Raw genomic sequence first — 22,059 nt, 5'->3', positions numbered from 1 at the left:
GCGTCGTCGCGCGCACGAACGCGCACGAGCGCGTCAGCACGGGCGAGCGAGAGGCCATCGGCGGCGTGGTCGTCGAACGCGAACGAGCGTCGCCAGAAAATGCGTCAAGAGAAATCGACGGTCTCGATGCTCTTTCTCTCAGGTCACCGTACGCTGAAATGGTGCTGGCACGCGGCCAGCTGGGGCGTGCACGGGATGCCCTTGGTGGTCTTTGTCAGCGGCAGCGCCGTGGGTCCGGAAGCTGCGACCGAGCGGGACTGGCTCACTCCGGCGCGTGGTAGATGATCCTCGCGCGCTCCCGGCTCGCGTGGAAGCGTCGGTCGGTCGTCAGATTCCGTGGCACGCCCGGATCGCGCAACATGGCCAGGTGCTCGTTGGCCATGCCGCGTACGTGGGGCGGCTGCGTCGCGTCGGCGACGAGCTTCTGCATCGTGCTTCGGCAGCGATCGCCGAGCAGGCTGAGCGCCCAGAACGCCTGGTCCACGGCCTCGTCGGTGGCCAGCCGGGCCGCCTCGCCGACGAGGCCGCAGGCGCCCTTGGGCTGCGTCTTGGCGAGCAAGTACACGCTGAGCTCGCGGGTGAAGCCCTCGCGGTCGAGCAGACCGAGCACCCAGCGTTCGTCCCCGCGGGCCGCGAGCTCTTGCACGATGCGGCCGTGCTCGGTGACGACGTGGGCGCCGAAGCGCGGCCAGGCGTCCCGCGAGTAGCGGCGCATGTGCTGCTGCCTCGCCATCTGCAGGCGCTTCACCGCCAGATCGGCTGCCCCGGGCAGCTCGAGGCGCATCATGTAGTACGCCGCCACCCAGGGCGCGGTGCCGTCGTCCTGCTCGTCGGCTACCCAGGCGTCGAGCTGCTTCTTCGCCGCCGTGTCGCCCAGCGCCGCGAGCGCCGCCAGGTGCTTCGCGCGCTTCTCCGGCTGGTAGTCGTTGCGGCTGCGATCGCCCGCCACGTCCGGCTCCTTCGAGCGCTTGGCGAGCCAGGCGAGCAGGCGCTTCTTCGCCGGATCCGCCGCTGCGCTGCGGGTGGCCTCGAGCCAGGTGAGCATCTCGTCGTAGCGATGCCGGTGCATCCACACGTCCAGCTCGGACGCGTCCTGGCCCGGGTAGAGCGCCGGCATCAGCGTGCTGTAACACTCGACGCTACGCTGCGTGACGAGGGACGCCGTGTTCAGCTCGGCCCGCAGCTCCCGCGCGAGCTCGGCGTCTCCGAGCCGCAGACGCGTCGCAAGGACCGCGCAGCCGCCGGAGCCGTGGGCGAGGGCCACGCTGTCCTTGCTGACCTTGGCCGAGGCGCGCCGGAGCAGCGCCAGGGTCTCCGGCGTCGGCGTGACCAGGAGCGGCAGCAAGTCCGAGTAGAGCGTGACGTTCTGCGAATGGAGCTTGGGCTCGTCGAGCCCGCGCGCGATGAGCTCCTGCGCGTACTTCTGCGCCAGCGCGGGATCGAGCCGTGGCAAGCTGTCCAGGGTGTCGCGCCAGAGGTTCCATCCGTCGCGCTCGAGCGAGCGCAACAGCGCCAGCACCCGCGGCGCCGAGGCCACGTCGCCGAGGTCGGCCAGCGCGCGCGCCGCGGCGTGCTTGGTGCGACGGCGCTCGCCGTGCTCCCACGGCTCGGCCTCTCTGGGCAGCGGGCGGTCGAGCTCGCGCTGCAAGAGCGGCGCCGCCTCGGCGATGGACAGGTACCCCGCCGCCAGCATGTTCTCCTGCCGCCACGACTCCGTGTGCGGGTGGCCGTAGAAGCGCGTTCCCGGCGCGGCGCCGATGGCGCGCAAGATCCCCGGCGTGCCCCGGGGCACGCCGATGCAGTAGAAGGTGTTGCGGCTCTCCAGCGCCACGACCGCGGGCTCCTCGGGTCGCGGCGTCGGCTTCGGCCGCGTCGTGCGCCGCGACGGCATCGGATCCACCTCGGCGACGTCGAAGACCTCGAGCTTGGCGCGCTCGAGCCGGGGTGGCCGGCGGCGGGCGAGGGGCATCCAGTCGTCGGCCTCGCGAGCGCGCTGCTCGGGCTCCGGTCGGACCGGCGCGACCTTGCGCTCCTCGTGACAGACCGCGTAGCGCGGCGGGTGGGCGAGCGCGGCGCCGGAAGCGAGCCACACCGCGGCGAGCCAGCGCGCGTTCATGGCGTCGCCTCGTAGAGCGCGCTCTCGGCGTTCTCGCGGGCATCGCAGTAGAGCGTCGCTTCGGGTCGGCGCGAGCTGAAGAGAGCGCTGGCCCAGTGCGAGCCGCGCTGTTCCGGTAGGCGTACCTGATAGCTGGCCTCGACCCAGAGCTCGCCGTCGAGGTAGCGCACGGTGTGGACGTGCAGCGGAGCCGAGGGTTCGGAGAAGCGCAGGGTCGGCAGCGAGACGCGCTCCGACCCGCGGTAGAGCGCGCGCCCGCCCGCCAGCCAGAGCGTGCCGTGACCGTCGGTGGCGACCGACATCAAGCCGTCGGTGACCTTCGTCTCCACCCGCGTCCATTCCTTGCCGTCGAAGCGCGCCAGGTACGCCGCGCGCTCCGATGGCTCCTTGAAAGGCTCGTACGCCGTGGCGTAGAGCTCGCGCTCGCTCGCCGCCGCGAGGCTCAGGTTGACGATCCCGGCGAGCGTCTCCCCGCCCGGCAAGAGCGTGGCTCGCCAGCGCTTCGCGCCCGGCGCGCCCAGCGCGACGACCAGGTTGGTGACGCCGTAGTTCGCGGCCTTCTCGTCGTCGCAACGTCCGGCCACGACCAGGCCTCCCTCGGGTGTCGTGGTCCAGGTCAGGGGTACGAACGCGAGCTCCTCACTGCACAGCTCGCGATCGGGCAGCTCGGGCAGGTCTCGCGCGGACCTCGGGACCGTCACGGGCTCTTCGGTCGAGCGCCAGCCGGCGTCGAACAGGTATCCGGCCGGCGTGCGCTCGAACAGCGGGCCGCGCTTCAGCAAGCTATAGCGGACGGTGGTGCGCACCAGCCAGGGCTCGTCGGCGCTGCCGCCGAGGGCCAGCTCCCCGACTACCCAGCCGCGCGCGTCCGTGGGCAGCCCTTGCAGCAACGAAGCGCGCCGGAACGCCTTGCCGCCGCGCAGCTCGACGATGGACTCGGCCGTCGCTAGCCGGTCGCCGGGTAGCCAACCCGCCAGCACGCGGCCGTGATCGCCGTAGACCAGGAAGCGCCGCTTCCCCGCCGCCTGCACCGACAGCTTCGGGCACGGCCCTTCGGCGAAGACGTGGAGCTCCGAAGGTGGCGCGGCGGCTGCCGCCGGAGCGCGCGGCGGGGCCGGCGTGCACGCGCTCGCGAGCGCGGCGAGCGAGAGGGTCAGCGCGAGCTTCACGAGCGCCGCGAAGATATCACGGAAAATCTCGGCGCCCCCTTTACGCCGGCGCCGAGATCTGGCCCGCTCCCGCCGGAAAGAGAGGGACCATGGATCCGTTCGCCCCCATCAACGGCATTTCGCTGGAACGCTACGCCGAGCTGGGCGCCGCCCTCGACGGCGTCGACAAGGACAAGGCGAAAAAGGAGGAGATCCTGCGGGCGGAGGGGGTCACGGTCGCCGACTACGACGCTGCGGTCGCCGGCTGGACGGCTCGGATGCAGGACATGTCGCTGATGGGCCGCGTGGCCACGGCGTTCATGCCCATGTACCAGGCCGCGCTGGCCCGCAAGAAGGGTGGCGCCGCCCGCGTCAGCTACGAGGACTACGTCCACGTCAGCGCGCTGATCAAGATCTACGGCTTCGAGGCCGCCATCGAGGCGGCGGGTGTCTCGATGAGCGACTGGACCGAGGCGGGCGGCCACTGGAACAACACCATGGCCGCCAACATGATGCAGTACGCCGGGCACCACAACTACGTGAGCCAGGAAGAGGCGAAGATCCGCGGCGGCGCTCCGCCCCGCAAGGTCACCGTCACGAAGGACACCAGCGCCGCGGCGCAGGCCGCGCCGAACGCGCAGGCCTTGCAGCAGCAGGCCATGATGGATCCGGTGCAGGCGGCGATGATGAACCCCGCCTACCAGCAGTCGCAGATGGCCGCGGCGTCGATCATGGCGAACCCGCTGGGCTTCGGCCTGGGGCAGGCGGCGAGCTTCATGACTGGCGGCATCGTAGCAGGCTCGAAGGTCAAGGTGGCCTGGTCCGACGGCAACCAGTACCCGGCGTCGGTGATGCAAGCTGCGCCGAACCAGTACCTCGTGCAGTTCGACAACGGCTCGCAGCAGTGGGTGCCGTCGAACGCAGTGAGCAAGGCGTAGCGCCATGAACTGCGAGACGTGCGGCGCGACGCTGTCCTTGCAGGACATGACGCAGCCGAACTGTCCCTACTGCAAGAACGTGCTCAAGCACCACGCCCGCGCGGCGGAGCACGCGGCGCTGGTGAACAAGGTCCTGGACGACCGCATCCGCGCCCAATACCCGGGCATGCCGCCCGGGCAGGTCCCGCAGATCGGCTACGGCTTCGGCGCCCCGATGAACCCAGGGTTCCAACAGTTCCAGGAGCAGCAGTTCCAGACCGCGATGAAGCGCGCCGGCTGGATCACCGTCGTCTCCATCCTGGTGCCCATCGTCATGCTGCTCGTCATCGGCGGCGGCATGGTGGCCTGGATGCTCTTCAGCATGTAGCGACGGTGACACTGCGCCAGAGCTATCGCTGCCGGGGTTGCGGCTTCGGCTTCGGCCCCATCGGCGTCGGCCCGCTGTCGCCCTCGCGGCGACAGGTCTTCCGCTACTGCCGCGCTTGCTGCACCGGGCAGGCCCTGTTCGTCACGGACCCGGGCCAGGTGCTCGGCTGCGTTCACTGCCGCTCCGGGGAGCTCGTGGACGTGCAGTCGAGCTGTCCGCTGTGCGGCTCCGCCGAGGTGGGTTGGGAGACTCGGCTCTGAGTCAGAAGCGGTAACCGAGGCCAGTCGCCAGCCGGAAGTCCCAGCTGCTCTGGGCGGTGACCTCGTACTCGAGCGTGGCGGGATTGACCTTCACGCGGTCCGACCACTTCGAGTCCTGGGACATGTTCTTGGCCGCGCGCAAGTCGATCGGGATCTCCAGGTTCTCTCCGAGGTGAATCGCGAGGCCGAAGGCGAAGGTGAGCATGGTGGAGCTCTTGCTCTTCGCCGAGATCAGGTCCTCGATCTGCTGCTTGTTCGCGACGTTCTCCTTGACCTCGATGCTCGCGTCCACCGAGCTGCCCGCCACGTACTCGGGGCCCAGGCCGAGCCACAAGCGCCCGAAGGGAGTTGGCACGATGCCCTTGAAGAGCAGGCCCGTCCTGAGCCCGCTCATCGTGACCTTCTCCGTGACGTCCACGACGCCGTTGTAGGTCACGTTGCGCTGCAAGGCGGAGCTGTCGTAGCCGAGGTCGAATTCCACCCCGAGGTGCTGGACGAAGCGCGCCTCGTAGTAGGCTGCGGCGCCCCAGCCGAAGCCGCCGCCGCTGGCGGGGAACCCGAGCCCTTCGTAGCCGGCAGGAGAGACGTCGCTCGGCGCGGTCCAGACGTTTCCGCCTGCGAGGAGCTTGAGCCCCGCGGAAGACTCGAAGCTCTTGGGTTTGACCGCCGCCGGCTGGGCCAGCGCTGGCCCAGCCCGGAGCGCGAAACAAGCCCCCAACATCACCGGACCCAACCAGCGCTTGCCCTGCATGGCCGCGGAGCCTACGCCCCATGGGCGCGCGTGAGAACCCGCGGCGTGGCGTCGAACGCCTGGCCACTATAGAGTGACGTCATGCGGATCTTTGCTTGGCTGGTCTTGGGGACACTATCGCTGACCGCTGGCTGTGGCGGTGACTCCGACTCCGGTGGCGGCTTGGGAGGTGGCGGGTCGGGGGGAGCAGGCGGCAGCACCGGAGGCTCGAGCAGCGGTGGCGCGAGCAGCGGTGGCAGCGCGGGCTCGGGTGCCGGCGGCGGCGCGACGGGTGGTTCGGCGGGCACCGGTACGGGTGGCAGCGCGACCGGAGGCGCGGCGGGCACTGGAACGGGTGGCAGCGCGACCGGAGGTGCGGCGGGCACCGGCACGGGTGGAACGGGCACCGGAGGCAGCGGCACGGGTGGCAGCGGCACGGGTGGAACGGGCGGTGGCACCACTTGCACGAGCAACGCCAGCTGCACCGGCCAGACCTACTGCCTGTTCCCGGACAACCTGTGTGGCAAGGGCCAGGCCGGAACCTGCGACACCATCCCCAAGATGTGCCCCGACATCGCCGCGCCGGTGTGCGGCTGTGACGGCAAGACCTACGGCAACGAGTGCGAGGCTCACGCCGCGGGGGTGAGCGCTGCCAGCAAGGGCGCGTGTCCCAGCACGGGTGGGTGCACGTCGAACACCGAGTGCGGCGCCGGATACTGCAAGAAGGCGGACGGGAGCTGCAACTCGACGGGTAGCTGCGCCACCAAGCCGTCCGCGTGCTCGGGCCTCTACGACCCGGTGTGCGGTTGCGACAAGAAGACCTACAGCAACGGCTGCGTGGCAGCGAGCTCGGGCGTGAACGTGGCGAGCAAGGGCGCGTGCAACTGAGCAGGGGAGAGCCGGGATGAAGAACGGGATGCGAGGGTTGCTGAGCGCCGGCTTGTGCGCGCTCTGCTTCGCGCACGCGTGCGGCGGGGAGTCCGAGGGCGATGGCGGCGGCGGCAAAGACGCCGGCAGCGGGGGCAGCGACGCCAGCGCGGGCGGGGGCAGTGCCGGCGCTGCTGGCTCGAGCGGCGGCGCGGCCGGCAGCGCGGGAAGCGGCGGCGCGGGCGGAGCGGCTGGCGCAGCGGGCGCCGGCGGGACCACGAGCGTGAGCTGCGCTCCACCGAGCGACGTCACGAAGGCGGCGGTCTGCGTGCTGCTCCAGCCCGAGCCGATGAAGTTCCTGCCCACGGATCCCAAGCTGGACGGCAAGGGAGTGCTGGTCGTGCAGCTGTTCGACACCGCGCAAGTCGAGACGGCGGACGGCGGCGAGGTGCCGGCGGTCGCCACGGTGGTCTTGCCCACGCCGAGCAGCGACGGCGGCCAGTCCGAAGACACGCTCGCCAACCTGACCCAACAGCCGATCCGCTTCGACGCCCTGCCGGTCCCGAGCGCGCTCCACGCACGGGCGCTGTTCTTCGACGACACGAGCGTCCTCGCGAGCCCGGTCGACTTCCCGGTTCCAGGCGTCTGGATCGCGGGCATCGATCTCGGCGCCGGGCTCACCGAAGACCCCCCGCTCTTGCCCGTCGCCGCCACGGCGGGGCAGGGCACGGGGGTGACGCGCAAGCTGTGGGCCCTGCGCAAGCTGACGGTGCAGGTGTCGCGCGCCGCGGGAGTGAGCCCGAAGGGCAACGGGCAAGGGCCCCTCGGGGTGCTGGTGACCGACAAGGCCCAGGTGAGCTCGACCTCGAAGGTGTTCGGCACCGGCGTGTTGCCGTGCGCGGACGTGTCCGGGACGCAGAAGGCGAACGTCGGTGGCATCCTGTTCGGGGCGGGTCCCTACTGGCTGACCGCGGTGCTCGACGACTATGGCGTGGGCAGCAACGACCTGTCGGGGGCGTTGACGGCGCTCGAGCTGACCGGCGGGGGCCCGAAGATCCCGGCGAAGAACCAGCTCAACTTCGCGCCCGACGCCTACGCGGTCAACGCCACGGTCGAGCTCGACCTGGCCTTCGATCCGCCAGACGGCGGCGGAGACGCGGTGAGCTGCGGGACCGCGGACGCGGGCGGCGACTGACGCTCCGAGCCCCCGCTTCGGCTTCGTGCTAGACGGCGCGACGATGCCGGAGAGCACCCATGTCGAATGAGCTAGCAGCGACCCCGGACTGGCGCGCGGGCGTCGCCGCGATGGTCGAGAGCCGCCGCGCCGAGACCTTCATCCTCACGCTGATCATCCTGAACGCCGTCGTCCTCGGGCTGGAGACGACGCCCTTCGGGGCTCGCCACATCACCGTCCTGCACCAGCTCGATCGGGTCATGCTCGGTGCGTTCGTGATCGAGCTGGTCGCCAAGATGGCGATCCACGGACGCAACTTCCACCGCGATCCGTGGCGCATCTTCGACTTCGTGGTGGTCGCCATCGCGTTGCTCCCCGCCACGGGCCCGCTCGCCGTGCTGCGCGCCCTGCGCGTGCTGCGCGTGCTGCGCCTGATCACGGTCGTGCCGACCATGCGCCGCGTGGTCGGCGGCCTGCTCAGCGCCATCCCGGGGCTGGGCGCCATCATGAGCATCATGGTGTTGATCTTCTACGTCGGCGCGGTGATCGCGACCAAGCTGTTCGGCGCGGACTTTCCGGAGTGGTTCGGGTCGATCGGCAAGAGCGCGTACACGCTGTTCCAGGTCATGACGCTCGAGAGCTGGTCGATGGGGATCGTCCGTCCCGTGATGGAGAAGCACCCCTTCGCGTGGGCGTTCTTCGTGCCTTACATCCTGGTCGCCACCTTCACGATGCTGAACCTGTTCATCGCGGTGATCGTGAACGCGATGCAGTCCCAGGCGCTTCAGCAGCGCGAGGAGGGGGAGGCCGCGGTCGAAGAGGACGCGCAGGCCGACCGCGCGGTGATCCTGGCCGAGGTTCGCAGCCTGCGGCAGGAGGTCGCCGCGCTTCGCCGCGAGCTCGGCGGGGTCAGCGGCGGCTGAGCGCCTCCCCTCAGGGCAGCTTCTGCCCGCGATAGGTCTTCATGAACGCCAGCCGATCGGCCTGGGGTGCGTGCAGGCCGTTGGCGCCCCAGTCGTAGCTGACGAAGCCCGCGAAGCCGACGGCGTTGGCGGCCTTGGACCGCACCTGGATGGCCTTGTGCCAGTCCGCCGCGCTCACGGCCTGGCGTCCCCATTTGATCGCGATGCCGTTGTCCATGACCGTGCCGGTGTTGCCGAAGTGCTCGAACAAAAAGAGGCGGCTCTTCGGCACTCCGCGCGCCATGTACGAATTCAGGGACGCGGCGTACTGCGACTGACACCACGCCAGCGAGAAGCCGCTGTCCTTGATCTCCTTGCCGGACAGGTACGACTCGATGCCGATGAAGGCGTACTTCGCCAGCTCGGTCCAGGACTCGCCGTTCGCCGCGACGGTCTGGAACGGGGCGGCCACCACGGTCGCCTTGCCGTACTTCTGCTTCATGGTCTTGGCGAAATCGATGACGAACTTCCGATACTCCGGCAGGCTCTTCCACATGCTGGGAGAGATCTCGTTGACCAGGAACCACTTGGGCACGCCGCAAGGAAAGCCCTTCTTGGCCTTCGCCAGCGCGGCGTCGGCGCGCGCGACTCCGCCGAGCTTCCAGTCGGTGTTCATGTCGTCGATGTAGACGGCCTGGAGGTTGCCGCTGCCCCAGGTGACCGACTTGTTCTTGTCGGAGCTCACCGCCAAGAAGTGACCCGGGAGCGCGGCGAGCGCGCTGAAGTCGGGCAGACACAGGCACTTGTCCTCGGCGCCGCTGCACTGGCCGGTGGGGTTGCACTGCAAGGTCGCGACGTCGAAGCGCGGCACGAAGGGGCCCGGAGGCGGACCGTTGGTCGGGCATCCGCTGGGCGCGTTGGCTGGCGGAGGCTCTTCGGCGGGCGTCGGGTCCTCTGTGGGCGGGGGCTCTCCGCCGGGCGGGGGCTCCTCCGGTGGGTCGGCGGGAGGCGCGCCGGCAGCGCCTCCGGGGTCGCCGCTCTCGCCCGCCATGCCGGACGCGCCGCCGAGGTCGTTCGGCACGCCCGCCGCACCGCCTTCGCTCCCTGCCGCGCCCCCCATCTCCGGCCCCCCGGGCTCGCCGGCGCTTCCCCCGGCTCCACTCACGACGTCGTCGTGAGACCCGGCGGTCGCGCCGTCGGCGGGGTCGCCGCAAGCGGACAGAGTGAGAAGCGCGAGGCATGCCCAGGCAGGTGAATTGAAGGCCATGCACGCCCTTCAGCAACCCATGTGCCAGGGCATTTTCCGCGGAGCTTCGGCCGTGCTCGAGCGCCGGCGCGCGCAGTTGAGCACGGGCCTGCGCAGCCTTGACGACGCCGCGTCCCTCGATTGGCATCCTCGACATGCGCGCCTTCGCCCTCGGCCTCTGCCTGATCGCCTGCGCATCGCAGCCGCCCGCGCAGCCCGCGCCCGCGCCCGTCGCCGCGGCCGCGGCGCCGCCCGAGCCCAGCGCGTCCGAGCCGCCCGCGGCGCCCGAGCCAGAGCCGCCGCTCGCCGCCGCCGAGCCTGAGCCGCCCGCCGTCGCGGAGCCCGAGCCACCCGCTGCCGAGCCCGAGCCGCCGAGCCCCGAGCCGCCCGTTGCCGCGGCCCCGCCGGCACCGCTGCCTGCTTCGGCGACCGCGCGGGATCCGCGCATGGCCGCGCAGCGCCCGCGGGCGCGTGCGCTGCTGGTCACCGAGCTGCAAGCGCTGGAGCGCTTGCACCAGGCGACGCCCAAGAGCTCTCCCGATCGCCCGATGCTCATGCGGCGGCTCGCCGAGGGCTACGTCGAGCTCGAGTACGCCGCGGAGCGGGAGCCGGGCGGAGCGAAGGTCGTGCAGGCCGCGCGCAAGAACGCGCTGAAGTACTACCTGGCGGTCCGCAGCGACTACCCGACGTTCGCGAAGCTCGACGAGGTCCTCTACTACGCCGGTTACGAGCACGAGCGCGGCGGCAACTTGGCGCAGGCCCGCGCGCTCTACCGCGAGCTCGGAACCAAGTTTCCGAATTCACCTTTCCTCGTGCGCATCCCCAAGAAGGTGCTGGGCCGCTGACGCGTGATGCGGATCGTCGCCGTCGCCGACACGCACCTCTACCACCGCGAGCTCCGGGTCCCGGACGGCGACGTCTTCGTCCACGCCGGCGATCTGTGTCGCAGCGGCCACGTCCGCGAGCTGGCCATCGCACTCGACTGGATCGCGGAGCTGCCGCATCGCCGCAAGATCGTCGTGGCCGGCAATCACGACTGGGCCTTCGTGCGCGACCGGGTCACGGCGCTCCGCCTGCTCGGGCCGGGGGTCGTCTACCTCGAGGACGAACGCCTCGACATCGGCGGCGTGTCGTTCTGGGGCAGCCCCTGGCAACCGGAGTTCTGCTCCTGGGCCTTCAACCTGCCGCGCGGTAAGGCCCTGGCCGAAAAATGGGCGCTGATCCCCGAGCCTGTGGACGTGCTCGTCACCCACGGACCGCCCCAGGGCATCGGCGATCGCACCAGCACCGAGCGGCGCGAGGGCTGCACGGACCTGCTGGTGCGGGTCCAGCAGGTGAGACCTCGGCTGCACCTGTTCGGTCACATTCACGAAGACGGCGGAGCCTGGCTGCTCGACGACACCTGGTTCGCCAACGTGACCACCTGGGAGTGCGAGCGAAGCCCGACGGTCTTCGACATCGACGTCGCCACCAAAGTCGTCACGGCCGTGGACGTCCCGGTTGCGCGGGGCCGCGACTCGGGCGCGTGAGCACGCGCGCACCGCGACGCCACCGCTTCCCTCGGCGACGGGTAGCTGGCGACGCCGGTTCCCACGCGGTAGGCTCGCAGCGTATCCCGCCCCGTCGTCTCCCGGCTCGGTGAGCTCCTCGCGGGGCGGGGCGACGTGAAGCTCGCCCTCCTGTTCGGCTCCTACGCCACCGGAAGTGGCCTGTTCGCGATTGGGGTGAACGCGCGAGAAGACTTCATCCTGGCGCGTGTCGCCAAGGACGGCTCCGTGAGCTGTGAGACATGGCCCCGACTGCCGGCCGGGCACCTGCAGCTCACGCTCGCGCTCTGGCCGGAGCGAAACGTGATTCAGCTGCCACGTGATACGCGACCCTACCTGGGCCTCTCGATCCCACCCCCGAAGGCGGGTTGGGGCGTCGGGTGGTTCTTCGCGACGAGCCGCAACTCCGCATGGCTGCAGATCCCCAAGTTCCAGGACGGGCGCAGATGGACTTCCCACTTCGACGGGAAGCGCTGGGTGCTGGCATCGGACCTGCCTTTCGGCATAGCCAACGACATGTGGGAGGACTTAACCGGGGTGACTTGGGCCATCCCCGAACGCGGACCGGTATTCGGGCTCAGTCCCGGCTGGGTCCGCCCGACCTGCCTGGCCAAGAATCACGGGAAGACTTGGAGTCTGGTTTCGGTCCCAGGGGACAGCTGGTTTCAGCCGCACTGGCTGACCGGAACCGCGGCGGACGACATGTGGTTCGTGGGCAGAAGTGTCGTACTGCAATGGGACGGTAGTCAGTGGCGTGTCGAGAGCTTTCAACCTCCCGTCGACCGACCTACGCCGGTTGGGGCGTCGTTCGTGGGTCGGCCATTCATGGACCAGTCCGGCTCGCTCTGGCTTCTGGGCACAGATCATTCAGACGGGAAACAGAAGCTCTTTCGGACCGATCCGAAGCCGCCCACCTCTGTCCGGGGTAGGCCACCCGGCTGAACCCTCCTTCACCCCCTCCGCCCCCGCCCCTTCCTCGTCACCGTCTCGAGCGCCGTCCGCGGGCTCGTGGTCAGCGTGTCGCTGTCGTCCTCCCCGCGTGCGAGACGCGTGAGCCCTGCGAACGCGATCATCGCCGCGTTGTCCGTGCAGGCGCGGAAGGCCGGCACGACCACGCGCAGCCCGGCCTTCTCGCCGGCCGCGTGAGCGCGCTCGCGGAGCTCGCGGTTGGCGGCGACGCCGCCGCCGAGCACCAGCGTCTGCACGCCCTCCTGCCGCACGGCGAGCATCGCCTTCTTCACCAGCGTGTCCACCACGCGGCGCTGGAACGCCGCGCAGATGTCGCGGAGCGTCTGGTCGTCTCCGGGGCGGCCGTGCGCCTCGACCCAGCGGGCGACGTTGGTCTTCAGGCCGCTGAAGCTGCAGGGGTGCCCCCACTCGCCGCGCTTCGCGCGGCGCTCCGTAGGAAGGGGAGGTACGGGACGCTTTACACGATTCTGCCGCTGATGAGTGGTCGCTGATTCAGGGTTTCGCCTTGTCTCGCTCCTCTAGTGTGGCGATCAGGATGGGGAGGACGATGCGATCCTTCGCGCGCCCGGCCTTGGTCTTCACCGCGATGAGTGTCGGCAGATCGAGCACGAGTAGTCGGCGCCCTTCGTCGACCACCGACTCGGCATGCGGCAGGAGCTCCTCGTAGCCCTGGCCCTCTCCGAGCTCGCACAGCGGGTCGAGAGGGCCCAACGACGTCGAGAGGTTGATTTGGCCCTTGCCCGCCAACATCTCGGCGGTGGGCCGCAGCCCGCGATTGGCCGCATCGTAACGCATGGTCGCGTCGAGCTGAAGGACGAGGTCGAGCAATCGAGCCACATTCTCGGGTGTACGCCGGTGCACGATGTCCAGATCGTTCGTGGTCATCGGTGCCCCGTGGATCACTGCGGCGGCACCGCCGACGACGATGAACTCGACCCCGCCATCGCACAGCTTCGCGAGCAGCGCGGGGAGATCAGCCGCGCTCGGATGTCGCCGCATCGCGGATCCTGGCCAGTGATTGCGCCGCCTTCGACGCGGAACGCAGCCTGTCCCAGGGCGATTGCTCGAGCGACAGACCGATCAACGTACGATCGACGTCGGCGATGGCTGCGCGGACCTCGGCGTCGAGAGCTTCGATCAGCTCGGGGAGCGTGGGCACCGTCGAGGTCGGTGCCACCTCTCGAAGCCGAGCTGCTCGCGCTGCCATGACCGGATTCTACACGGCGAGACTCCCCGAGTGGAGGTGTACTTCGCGTCGGAGGCGCCTCGGCGCTCGTGCCCGCGCCTTCGCGGCGCGAGCTCCGGCTCCACGCATCACCCCCTCCGCCCCCGCCCCTTCCGCGTCACCGTCTCCAGCGACGTCCTCGGGCTCGTGGTCAGCGTGTCGCTGTCGTCCTCACCGCGCGCGAGCCGCACGAGCCCCGCGTAGGCGATCATCGCCGCGTTGTCCGTACACGCTCTGAACGGCGGCACCACCAGCCGCAGGCCCGCCTTGTCTGCCGCGGCCTGCGCGCGCTCGCGGAGCTCGCGGTTGGCGGCGACGCCGCCGCCGAGCACCAGCGTCTGCACGCCCTCCTGCCGCACGGCGAGCATCGCCTTCTTCACCAGCGTGTCCACCACGCGGCGCTGGAACGCCGCGCAGATGTCGCGGAGCGTCTGGTCGTCTCCGGGGCGGCCGTGCGCCTCGACCCAGCGGGCCACGTTGGTCTTCAGGCCGCTGAAGCTGAACTCGAGCGTGGCACGGCTGGGCATGGGTCGCGCGAGGGGGATGGCGTCGGGGTTGCCCTCCTTGGCCAGGCGATCGATCACCGGGCCGCCGGGGTAGCCGAGGCCCAGGGCCTTCGCGACCTTGTCGAAGGCCTCGCCGGCGGCGTCGTCGCGCGTCGCGCCGAGCTCGCGCACTTGCGACAGCTCCAGGCCGTCCACGCGGTAGAGCGCGGTGTGACCGCCGGAGGCGAGCAGCGCCACGAAGGGCAGCTCCGGCGGCGGCACGGGCGCGAGATCGGGGTACGAGAGGAAGACCGCGAGCAGGTGACCGACCAGGTGATCGACGCCGACGACGGGTTTGTCCGTGGCCCAGGCCAGACCTCGGGCGAGCTGCACGCCGACCAGCAGCGCGCCGGAGAGGCCGGGGCGGCAGGTCACCGCGATGCCGTCCACGTCGGCCAGCGTGACGCCGGCCTTGTCGAGCGCGGCGTGCAGCACGGGGCCGCCGTTCTTCAGGTGATCCCGCGAGGCGAGCTCGGGCACGATGCCGCCGAACGCGGCGTGCACCACCTGGCTCTGCACCACGTCGGCGTGCACGCGGCCGGTGTCGTCCACCAGGGCGGCGCCGGTCTCGTCGCAGGAGGTCTCGAGGCCGAGGACGAGCATGCTCAGAAGCCGCAGTCGTCCTTGCGGCGCGTCATCGGGAAGAGCGCGAAGCCCGGCTGAGGCGGCTCGGTGGCGGCGGCCGCGGGCGCTGGCGGAGGCTTCATCAGGCGCACCTCGACGTCGTCGTTCCTCAGGAGCGAGACCACTGCCAGCATCGGACCCGAGCAGGTCGAGTCCACCCAGGCCATGAAGTTGTGGTCACGCCCCATGCCGAAGTCGAAGGTCGAGAGCGGGTCGTGGAGCATGGCCTCGGTGATGCGCATGGGCGCGGCGTGCAGGATCGGTTGGCCCGTGCACGGATCTTCGGACGAGACGCTCGTGGTCAGCGTGCCCGGCGTGCTCGACAGCTGGTCCGTGTCCAGCGTCATGCGCAGGCGCAGGTCGTTGTCGGGGAATCCCTCGCGAAACGGCGTCCCGGTCACGAGGTTACCGCAGTAGGCCTCGCCGTCCTTGGTGTCGAAGCGATCCAGCGTGCTGCAACCGAGGGTGGCCGCGGCAGCGGCGAGGAGCAGCGCCGCCCTCACTTGGCGCCTCCGGCAGCGCGGGCCGCGTCGCGGACGCGGGGCTCGGCGTCAGTGCCGGCGATCTTGCCGGCGATCTCCCGGGCGGCGGCCGGATCGATCTTGCCCAGGGCGATGATGGCGGCCTCGCGCACCAGCGCCGTCTTGTCCGAGAGCGCCGCGCGTCTGAGCGCCTCGACGGCCTTCTTGTCGGCCGTGCCGGCGGCGAGCACGGCCAGCGTCTCCGCGGCCCGCACCCGCGCGGGCCAGTCCTTGGCGCTGCCGACCAGCGCGGTCACCGCGGGCACGGCGCCGGCCGGGCGCGTGCGCTCGACGGCGGCGAGGGCCGCACGCTGCACCGTGGCGTCCGGATCGTCCAGGTGATCGAGCACCGCGCGCTCCGCGCTCGGCGCGCTCTGCGTGGCCAGGAGCTGGATGGCGCGAGCCCGCACGTCCGGCGCGGGATGGCTCGCCAGCGCGACGAAGGCGGGGACGGTGCTCTTGGCGATGTCCTCGGCGGCCTTCTCGGCCTCGGCGCGCACCGCGGCGCTCACCTGCTCGAGATCCCGAGTGAGCGGGCCGAAGGCGGGCTTGCCGCCGCGGGCGAGGAGCGCGTCGCCCACCGCGCGGGCACGCTCCGGCGAGCTCTGCGCGGCGGACAAGCTCGCTTGTCCGAGGGAGGGCGCGAGCTTCACCAGCGCCTTGGCGTGCTCCTCGGCGGTGTAACCCTTGGGCACCAGCCGCTCGAGCACGGCACGCACGTCGATGCGTCCCTCGGGGACGATGAGCGCGTCGCGCGTCGCGCGGTGCTCGCCGGTGGCGATGACCAGCGCCGCTGCGGTGGCCGCGGTGGCCAGCGCCGGATCGCCGCTGACGAGGGCCTCGGCGATCACCCGCGACGCGCCGCTCGCGCCGAGCCGCGCCAGGGCGATCACCGCGGCGCCGCGCGCGCCGCCGTCGCTCGACTCGGCGAGCTGCGCCAGGGTGTCCGCCTGGGACTTGTCGCCGATCTCGCCCAGCGCGAAGGCGGCAGCCGCGCGCGGCAAGCCGCCCGCGTCCACCGAGCGCGCGATCTCGCCGAGCTCCGCGCCGGCGCGCTTGTCCTTGATAAGCCCGATGCCGATGGCGCCGAGGGCGCGCAGGCTGGGCGAGTCGCTCTTCAACATCTTGCCGAGCAGCGCCCGGGCCTGGGGCGACTGCATGCGCGCCACCGACCAGGCTGCGGCGACCACCACCGGATCCGACTCGTCCGCCCGGATCTGTCCGCCCGGCGCCAGGACGTCGCCGAGCTTCGGCAACAGCGCCGGATCCCTGAGCGAGCCTACCGCGAGCATGGCGCGCGCGCGCAGCTCCGCGTCGGCGTTGCCGGTCGCGAAGGCGAACAGCGCCGAGCCGGCACTCCTGTTCTCGATGTAGCCGAGCAGCTCGATGGCGGTGCGTTGCTGCTGGTCCTTCTCGTCGGTCAGCGCGTCGAGCAGAGGCTTCACGGCGCGCTCGCCGATCTTCTTCAGCTCAGCGCGCGCCTTGTCGGCGGTGGCGGCTTCGGGGCTCCGCGCGTGGTGCGCCAGCGGGAAGGCCATGGCGCCGTAGAGCTCGACCAAGAGGCGCCGGTAGAGCGGCTTCTGCGGGTTGCCGAGCGCGACCGGCAGCAGCTCCTTCTCCAGCGACTCCAGCGTGCCCTTGCCCAGGTTCACCTGCATGCTCAGGCGCGCCGCCTGGGCGACCAGCTCCTCGTCCGGCGACGCGCGGATGACCCGGCGGAGCAGGCGGTCGGCCTCGTCGAGCTCGCCTTGCCCCATGAGCAGCTCGGCGAGCTGGAAGTAGACCGCGAACAGCCGGTCGTTCTTGGCGATGGCCTGGCGGAAGGCGTTGATCGCGCGCGAGGTGTCCTGGCGGCGGCGGTACATCTCGCCGAGCTTCTTGTGCCCCTCGGCGTCGTCCGGCGAGAGCTCCACCGCCTTGGCCGCGTATTGGATGGCGTCGTCGTCCTGGTAGAGCTCGGCGGCGTAGCCCGCCATGCGCTGGTAATACTCGCGGGCACGCTTGGGGTCGGCCAGGGTGAGCTTCTTCAGCGTGGCGATGGCCTCCTTCAGCTTGCGGCGCAGGACCAGCACGCGCTCGAGCTGGGTCAAGCTGCCGATGTCGCCGGGGGCCTTCTGCACGATCAAGCCCAGCGTGCGCTCGGCGTCGGCGTAGCGCCGCAGGCGGACCTGCACCTCCGCGAGGAGGCGGCCTGCCTCCAGGTCCGGGGGCGTCTGCTTCAGGCGCCGGTCGAGCGGCACGGCGCGCTGCTCGAGCTGCCCGGAGAGCCCCCACAGCGTGACGATGTGCTGGCGCGCTTCGCGGGCCAGGTGCTCGTTGCTGTCGCCGGCCTCCTTGGCGATGGCCTCCCAGATCTTGCGGGCCTCGTCGTACTGCCGGTTACGCTGCTCGACGCTGCCGGCGCTCGCGCCGGTGCGCTCCAGCCCCATGGCGTAGGCCTTCTTGTACTTCATGGCCTTGGGCTGGAGCTTCATCGCCTCGCGCAGCGCCTCGATGGCCTGCTGCGGCATGTCGTGCTCCAGGTACACCTCGCCGAGCACCTCGTTGGCGCGGGCCTTGTCCGGCACGATTATCTTGATGCGCGCCCAGGTCTGCTGGGCCTTCGTCTTGTCGCCCTCTTGCCAGTAGCGGTCGCCCAGCTCGACCAGGTGGCGCGGGTCGCCGCGGCCGGTCTTCGAGAGCCGCTGGAGCACGTCCATGGCGCGCTGCTTCTCCTCGACACGCTCGTAGAAGTCCACCAGCGCCGCCAGCGTCTCCTCGTCGTTGCCCGAGCGGGCCTCGAGCTTCTTCAGCTGCTCCAGCGCCTTCTGGCGGTCGCCGCGCTGAATCAAGGCCTCCGCCAGCTGGAACACGTAGTCGGGGTTGCGGGGCGCCGCGCGGATCAGCTCCTCGAACTGCTTGATGGCCTCGTCCAGCTCCCCCTGGATCTGTAGGAGCTGCACGACCTTCAGCCGTGTTCCGACGTCGTCGGTCTTCTTGCCCAGCGCTTGCTTGTAGGTCTTGAGCGCCTTGTCCACCTGACCCGTCTCTTCGTACAGGCTGCCCAGCATGCGCAGCTGCTCCGGGTCGGACACGTTCTGGCCCTCGAGCTCCGTGATCAGATCGCGCAGTCGATCTTCTGCGCGGTAGATCTCCACAGTGATCTCGTAGATCTCGCGCCGGATGCCGGCCTGTGTCCCCGCGGTCCGCAGGGCCTTACGCAGCATCTCCATGGCTTCTTTGCGCTTGCCCTGCTTGGCCAGCGCGCGGCCCAGGTCGCGCTGCGCCGGGCCGAGCACGCGGTTGTCGCCGGCGGCCGCCTTGACCACGTCCTCGTACTCCGCCGAGGCCCGCTCGTAGTCGCCGCGCAGCATCAGCTCGCGGCCCAGCTCACCGCGCACGTAGAACGAGCCCTTCGCTCGCGCGACCAGCGCCTTGTGGTGCTTCTTCGCGTCGTCGAAGCGTTTCAGGTCGAGGGCGAGCTGCATCAGCGTACGCAGCACCTGCTCCTTGTCCGCGTCGTTCTTCAAGAGCGGCAGCGCCGCCTCGTAGCGCGCCACGGCGGCGGTCTTGTCGCCGCGATCCGACAGCAGGTTCGCGAGTGCCATGATGGCGGTGGGCTCGCTCGGCTTCTGCGCGATGGCCTTCTCGTAGGTGGCGATGGCCCGCGCGTGCTGGCCGTCTTGCTTGTAGATGCCGGCGAGGGCCACCTGCGCGTTCCAGCCGTCGGCCGCCTCCGCGCGCTTCTCGAAGTCGGCGATGAGCTTCTCGACGTTGCCGTCGCGCTCCCGGTAGAGCTCGGCCAGGCGCTGGAGCGGGAAGGGCGCTCCCGGCTGGGCGAGGACGATCCCGGTGTAGCGCTGGATCAGCGCCTCCTTGCCGGGACCCTTCGGCCCCTTGCCTTCCGGCTCGGCCCCGGGCTCGCCGCCCGGCTTGCCGCCGGGCTCGGCACCCGGCTTGCCGCCCGGCTTGCCGCCGGGCTTGCCGCCGGGCTTGCCGCCGGGTTTGCCGCCCGGCCTGCCGCCGGGCTGGAAGGTGCCGGGCTTCTTCCCTTTCTTGCGCCCGTCCGGGTTGAACTGGGCGTCTGCCGACGAAGGCAGCGCGACACCCAGCGCGACGACGGCGAGCAGGGCGCGGAGGGTGGGGCGGAGCTTCACGGTCCAAATCCTACGTGGGCGGCCCCTCCGGGGCCACACCCGTGGAGGTTGGACGCACGAGCGGCCGATCTCGTGGGCTTCTCGGCGGGGTCCCGGCCGGTGTAAACCCTTCTGGGGACCCCCACGATGCGCTGGCACGCCGCCCTGCTCGGCCTCTTCGTCGGAACGGCGACGGCCTCGTGCTCATTCCTGCTCGACTTCGACGAGCTTCAGAAGGAGCAGGGGGCGGCGACGGGAGGGACCGGCGGGACCGGTGGGACCGGCGGTGATGCCGCCGTGACGATCCCCATCGGGGAGGCGGCTCAAAAGTTCGCGGAGGCGCTCTGCGCGCGCTTCGAGGAGTGCATGCCCGGCGCCGGCGCTCTGGTCTACGGCGACGTGCCCTGCGTCGACTACACGAAGCGGCGTCTGGCCGACAGCGTGCTCGCTGGGATCGACCAGCTGCCCCCGGACACTGCGGAGTACCATCCCGAGCTGGCACCGGCCTGCGTCGCGGCGCTCCGCTCTGCGGGCGCGCCCAAGAGCGAGTGTCCGAAGGCGCTCGAGTGGCCGACCGAGTGCGAAGCCGCCGTCGAGGGCAAGGTCGCCGAGGGGAAAGGCTGCGTCCACCCTGCGCAGTGTGCACCCGGCCTGTACTGCGATCTCGCCTCGGGCTGTCCCGGCAAGTGCAGCCCGAAGCTCGGCGAGGGCTCCCCTTGCTACGAGGGGATCTGCGCGGAGGGCCTGAACTGTCAGGAGCTCAAGGCGCCGGAAGGGTCGTTCTGCACGAAGCCGGTCGCGACTCCCGGCGCGCCCTGTGGCGGCGACGCGTTGCCACGCTGCACCATCGGCATGCTCTGCGTCGGCGTCAGCTTCGATCAAGACGCGGGCGCGGACGCCGGCGCCAGCCCCGGCAAGTGCAAGGCCGCCGAGAGCGTGTTCGCCTCCGGCGCGACGTGCAACTGGACGAACGGAGACCTCTGCCAGCCCGGCCTTCACTGCAAGCTGAAAGACGCGCAGGGCAGCGGCGACTGCGTCGCCACGGTCCAGCTCAACGAGCCCTGCGGGCTGGCCATCCCGGACATGTGCCCTGCCGGTCAGTACTGCAAGCCAAACGTGTTCAATCCGCCGCAAGTGTCCCTCGCCGGCTCGTGCACGAACCTGCCGGACATCGACGACGCCTGCGCGGTCGACGCGATCTACAACGAGAACTGCAAGGCCGGCACGCGGTGCGTGAACGGCTTCTGCAAGGCGTTGGTCCCTATCGGCGTCGCGTGCAAGGACAACGAGGTCTGCTACAGCGGTCTCTGCAACAACGAGTGCGTGCCGCCGATCTTCTGTAGCCAGTGACGAGCCCGAGCGCGAGCAGCGCGAGCCAGCTCGAGCTCGAGCTCGAGCTCCCACGGACCCGACACCCACACCCGCCGTCGTCGCTCGACTCGGTGGTCGAGCCCTTTCCGCCGCCGCCGCTCCCGCCGCCGCTGCCACCGAGAGTGCTGCCATCGATGGGGCTCGCGTCGGGGAAGCCGCCGCCGCTGCCGCCACCGCCGGCGCTGCCGCCGCTGCCCGCGTCCGGGTCGCCGGGCGTGCCGTCGCAGGCGTCGCCCATGCCGTCCTTGTCCGTATCCTTCTGGTCGGTGTTCTTGATCAACCGGCAGTTGTCCACGCCGTCGAGGATGGTGTCGTCGTCGCTGTCCGTGTCCTGGAAGTCGGGCTTGCCGTCCTTGTCGGTGTCCACCGGCGGCAGCAGGGGATCGGCCGGGCTCTCGACGGAGTCCTTCACGCCATCGCCGTCTGAGTCGTCGTCGTTGTAGTCGGGCTTGCCGTCCTTGTCGGTGTCCACGGGCGGTGTGGTCGGGTCTTTGTCGCCGGCCTCGAACAGGTCGAGGATGTTGTCCCCGTCGTTGTCCCCGTCCAGGTAGTCGGGCTTGCCGTCCCCGTCCGTGTCGCCGGTGGTGCCCTCGACCTCGTCCGGGATCGGGTCGTGCGCTGTCTGGGCGACCCAGGCCAGCGTGTTGAGGAAGAGCTTCTCGTTCGCCGGCTGGGTCACGAACATCGAGCCGCAGCCGCTCTCCAGGTAAGGCCCAGCGAAGTGCTCCTCGTCGCCGAACGAGACGGCGCGCGCCGAGCCCGGTGAGCTCGTGCCCAGGTCCAGCAGCAAGGAGTTGGGCCCCTTCGAGTTCGTGGCCAGCTCCACCACGCCGCTCTCCATGTTCTTGAAGGAGCAGTTCCAGCCGGTGGAGAAGGTCGCGCCGACCAATCCGAAGGGTCCGTTCATCACCGGCGTCGCGCTGCCGGCGCTGGTCACGTTGGCGACGTTCTCGCCGGCGCAGTCGCTCTTGTCGGCCATGAAGGTCACGCCCTCGTTCTGGAACGAGATGAACCCGACGCCGCCGAGCGCGTAGGTGCGGAAGGGCATGAACACCTGGCGGTCCACCTGGATCTTGACCGGGTTCAACAGCAGGATGTCCGCGCCGTCGAGCTCGCCGGGGTCGAAGCTGTCGAAGGGCGGGTTGAAGACGAAGTCGTCCTTCACCGTGCCGCTCGCGCCGAACTTGGTGGTGTCCTTCACCAGCTCGCGGCCGCGCTGGTACCAGATGCCGTCGTGGAAGCTCCAGTTGGCCTTGGAAGTGCCGCACTCCAGGCTCAGCGCCTGCGACGGCGCGCGCAGCTTCAGCGTCTTGGCTTCCGCGCTCGACGCGAACGCCAGCGCTGCGATCACGGCCAGCTGAGCGACATGTCCGGGGCGCGTCATGCCCCCATGC

At 70.6% G+C, this 22,059-nt stretch carries 21 protein-coding genes; 10 read left to right on the top strand and 11 right to left on the bottom strand.

Annotated features, from left to right (window positions below):
- Positions 1-262: 262 nt before the first annotated feature.
- Positions 263-2,116: a hypothetical protein gene (locus HS104_20125; protein ID MBE7482273.1), complete on the bottom strand. Its 1,854-nt coding sequence runs from the start codon at positions 2,114-2,116 to the stop codon at positions 263-265.
- Positions 2,113-3,285: a hypothetical protein gene (locus HS104_20120; protein ID MBE7482272.1), complete on the bottom strand. Its 1,173-nt coding sequence runs from the start codon at positions 3,283-3,285 to the stop codon at positions 2,113-2,115. The genes HS104_20125 and HS104_20120 overlap by 4 nt, the downstream gene beginning before the upstream one ends.
- Positions 3,286-3,374: 89 nt before the next feature.
- Here HS104_20120 and HS104_20115 point away from each other — a divergent pair, with 89 nt between their 5' ends.
- Genes HS104_20115 through HS104_20105 form a run of 3 tightly spaced genes read left to right on the top strand, consistent with a single transcriptional unit; the run spans position 3,375 to position 4,829 of the window.
- A complete protein-coding gene (locus HS104_20115; protein ID MBE7482271.1) occupies positions 3,375-4,202 on the top strand; it encodes a hypothetical protein in 828 nt (275 codons plus the stop codon).
- Positions 4,203-4,206: 4 nt separating this feature from the next.
- Positions 4,207-4,569 carry a hypothetical protein gene (locus tag HS104_20110; GenBank protein MBE7482270.1) on the top strand — a complete coding sequence of 121 codons (363 nt, stop codon included), beginning with the start codon at positions 4,207-4,209 and terminating at the stop codon, positions 4,567-4,569.
- Between the two features lie 5 nt (positions 4,570-4,574).
- Positions 4,575-4,829, top strand: coding sequence for a hypothetical protein (locus HS104_20105; GenBank protein ID MBE7482269.1), 255 nt, complete (start codon positions 4,575-4,577; stop codon positions 4,827-4,829).
- Position 4,830: 1 nt separating this feature from the next.
- Here the strand turns inward: HS104_20105 and HS104_20100 are convergent, their stop codons facing one another.
- Positions 4,831-5,580, bottom strand: a complete 750-nt coding sequence (locus HS104_20100) for a hypothetical protein (GenBank protein MBE7482268.1) — start codon at positions 5,578-5,580, stop codon at positions 4,831-4,833.
- Between the two features lie 81 nt (positions 5,581-5,661).
- Here HS104_20100 and HS104_20095 point away from each other — a divergent pair, with 81 nt between their 5' ends.
- From HS104_20095 to HS104_20085, 3 genes are read left to right on the top strand one after another with little or no spacing between them, the layout of a single operon-like run.
- A complete protein-coding gene (locus tag HS104_20095) occupies positions 5,662-6,447 on the top strand; it encodes a hypothetical protein (GenBank protein MBE7482267.1) in 786 nt (261 codons plus the stop codon).
- Positions 6,448-6,463: 16 nt separating this feature from the next.
- A complete protein-coding gene (locus HS104_20090; GenBank protein MBE7482266.1) occupies positions 6,464-7,621 on the top strand; it encodes a hypothetical protein in 1,158 nt (385 codons plus the stop codon).
- 59 nt (positions 7,622-7,680) lie between these two features.
- Entirely contained in the window at positions 7,681-8,523 is an 843-nt protein-coding gene (locus HS104_20085; GenBank protein ID MBE7482265.1) for an ion transporter, read from the top strand.
- Between the two features lie 10 nt (positions 8,524-8,533).
- Here the strand turns inward: HS104_20085 and HS104_20080 are convergent, their stop codons facing one another.
- Positions 8,534-9,583 (bottom strand): hypothetical protein, encoded by a 1,050-nt coding sequence (locus tag HS104_20080; protein MBE7482264.1) that lies wholly within the window; start codon positions 9,581-9,583, stop codon positions 8,534-8,536.
- Between the two features lie 320 nt (positions 9,584-9,903).
- On the opposite strand from HS104_20080, the gene HS104_20075 reads away from it, so the two are divergent.
- The 3 genes from HS104_20075 (at position 9,904) to HS104_20065 (ending at position 12,237) form a co-directional block, all read left to right on the top strand.
- Positions 9,904-10,593, top strand: a complete 690-nt coding sequence (locus HS104_20075; protein MBE7482263.1) for a tetratricopeptide repeat protein — start codon at positions 9,904-9,906, stop codon at positions 10,591-10,593.
- A gap of 6 nt (positions 10,594-10,599) precedes the next feature.
- Positions 10,600-11,277, top strand: a complete 678-nt coding sequence (locus HS104_20070; GenBank protein ID MBE7482262.1) for a metallophosphoesterase — start codon at positions 10,600-10,602, stop codon at positions 11,275-11,277.
- A gap of 135 nt (positions 11,278-11,412) precedes the next feature.
- Positions 11,413-12,237, top strand: coding sequence for a hypothetical protein (locus tag HS104_20065; protein MBE7482261.1), 825 nt, complete (start codon positions 11,413-11,415; stop codon positions 12,235-12,237).
- A gap of 8 nt (positions 12,238-12,245) precedes the next feature.
- On the opposite strand, the gene HS104_20060 is transcribed toward HS104_20065, so the two are convergent.
- The 6 genes from HS104_20060 to HS104_20035 all read right to left on the bottom strand — a co-directional run bounded on the left by HS104_20060 (position 12,246) and on the right by HS104_20035 (position 19,315).
- Positions 12,246-12,644 (bottom strand): hypothetical protein, encoded by a 399-nt coding sequence (locus tag HS104_20060; protein ID MBE7482260.1) that lies wholly within the window; start codon positions 12,642-12,644, stop codon positions 12,246-12,248.
- A gap of 112 nt (positions 12,645-12,756) precedes the next feature.
- Positions 12,757-13,263 (bottom strand): hypothetical protein, encoded by a 507-nt coding sequence (locus HS104_20055; protein MBE7482259.1) that lies wholly within the window; start codon positions 13,261-13,263, stop codon positions 12,757-12,759.
- Positions 13,238-13,441: a hypothetical protein gene (locus tag HS104_20050; GenBank protein ID MBE7482258.1), complete on the bottom strand. Its 204-nt coding sequence runs from the start codon at positions 13,439-13,441 to the stop codon at positions 13,238-13,240. The genes HS104_20055 and HS104_20050 overlap by 26 nt, the downstream gene beginning before the upstream one ends.
- A 137-nt stretch (positions 13,442-13,578) precedes the next feature.
- Positions 13,579-14,637, bottom strand: coding sequence for a tRNA (adenosine(37)-N6)-threonylcarbamoyltransferase complex transferase subunit TsaD (tsaD, locus tag HS104_20045; GenBank protein MBE7482257.1), 1,059 nt, complete (start codon positions 14,635-14,637; stop codon positions 13,579-13,581).
- 2 nt (positions 14,638-14,639) lie between these two features.
- The gene (locus HS104_20040; GenBank protein ID MBE7482256.1) at positions 14,640-15,161 is read right to left on the bottom strand and encodes a hypothetical protein; all 522 of its coding nucleotides are present in this window, start codon (positions 15,159-15,161) and stop codon (positions 14,640-14,642) included.
- A complete protein-coding gene (locus HS104_20035) occupies positions 15,158-19,315 on the bottom strand; it encodes a tetratricopeptide repeat protein (protein ID MBE7482255.1) in 4,158 nt (1,385 codons plus the stop codon). Before HS104_20035 ends, HS104_20040 begins: the two co-directional genes overlap by 4 nt.
- A 126-nt stretch (positions 19,316-19,441) precedes the next feature.
- Between HS104_20035 and HS104_20030 the strand changes: the two genes are divergently transcribed.
- Positions 19,442-20,644: a hypothetical protein gene (locus HS104_20030; GenBank protein ID MBE7482254.1), complete on the top strand. Its 1,203-nt coding sequence runs from the start codon at positions 19,442-19,444 to the stop codon at positions 20,642-20,644.
- Here HS104_20030 and HS104_20025 read toward each other — a convergent pair.
- Positions 20,556-22,049: a hypothetical protein gene (locus tag HS104_20025; GenBank protein MBE7482253.1), complete on the bottom strand. Its 1,494-nt coding sequence runs from the start codon at positions 22,047-22,049 to the stop codon at positions 20,556-20,558. The two genes, HS104_20030 and HS104_20025, sit on opposite strands and share 89 nt — an antisense overlap.
- Positions 22,050-22,059: the final 10 nt, after the last annotated feature.

This window comes from Polyangiaceae bacterium (assembly GCA_015075635.1).
In the GTDB taxonomy this organism is placed as follows: domain Bacteria; phylum Myxococcota_A; class Polyangia; order Polyangiales; family Polyangiaceae; genus JADJKB01.
This window is presented reverse-complemented; position numbering and strand designations above follow the sequence as displayed.

Excerpts from the sequence above, each read along its gene's own strand:
- HS104_20125 (MBE7482273.1), bottom strand. The coding sequence starts at position 2,116 with ATGAACGCGCGCTGGCTCGCCGCGGTGTGGCTCGCTTCCGGCGCCGCG.
- HS104_20115 (MBE7482271.1), top strand. The coding sequence starts at position 3,375 with ATGGATCCGTTCGCCCCCATCAACGGCATTTCGCTGGAACGCTACGCC.
- HS104_20110 (MBE7482270.1), top strand. The coding sequence starts at position 4,207 with ATGAACTGCGAGACGTGCGGCGCGACGCTGTCCTTGCAGGACATGACG.
- HS104_20100 (MBE7482268.1), bottom strand. The coding sequence starts at position 5,580 with ATGCAGGGCAAGCGCTGGTTGGGTCCGGTGATGTTGGGGGCTTGTTTC.
- HS104_20095 (MBE7482267.1), top strand. The coding sequence starts at position 5,662 with ATGCGGATCTTTGCTTGGCTGGTCTTGGGGACACTATCGCTGACCGCT.
- HS104_20090 (MBE7482266.1), top strand. The coding sequence starts at position 6,464 with ATGAAGAACGGGATGCGAGGGTTGCTGAGCGCCGGCTTGTGCGCGCTC.
- HS104_20085 (MBE7482265.1), top strand. The coding sequence starts at position 7,681 with ATGTCGAATGAGCTAGCAGCGACCCCGGACTGGCGCGCGGGCGTCGCC.
- HS104_20075 (MBE7482263.1), top strand. The coding sequence starts at position 9,904 with ATGCGCGCCTTCGCCCTCGGCCTCTGCCTGATCGCCTGCGCATCGCAG.
- HS104_20070 (MBE7482262.1), top strand. The coding sequence starts at position 10,600 with ATGCGGATCGTCGCCGTCGCCGACACGCACCTCTACCACCGCGAGCTC.
- HS104_20055 (MBE7482259.1), bottom strand. The coding sequence starts at position 13,263 with ATGCGGCGACATCCGAGCGCGGCTGATCTCCCCGCGCTGCTCGCGAAG.
- tsaD (MBE7482257.1), bottom strand. The coding sequence starts at position 14,637 with ATGCTCGTCCTCGGCCTCGAGACCTCCTGCGACGAGACCGGCGCCGCC.
- HS104_20030 (MBE7482254.1), top strand. The coding sequence starts at position 19,442 with ATGCGCTGGCACGCCGCCCTGCTCGGCCTCTTCGTCGGAACGGCGACG.
- HS104_20025 (MBE7482253.1), bottom strand. The coding sequence starts at position 22,049 with ATGACGCGCCCCGGACATGTCGCTCAGCTGGCCGTGATCGCAGCGCTG.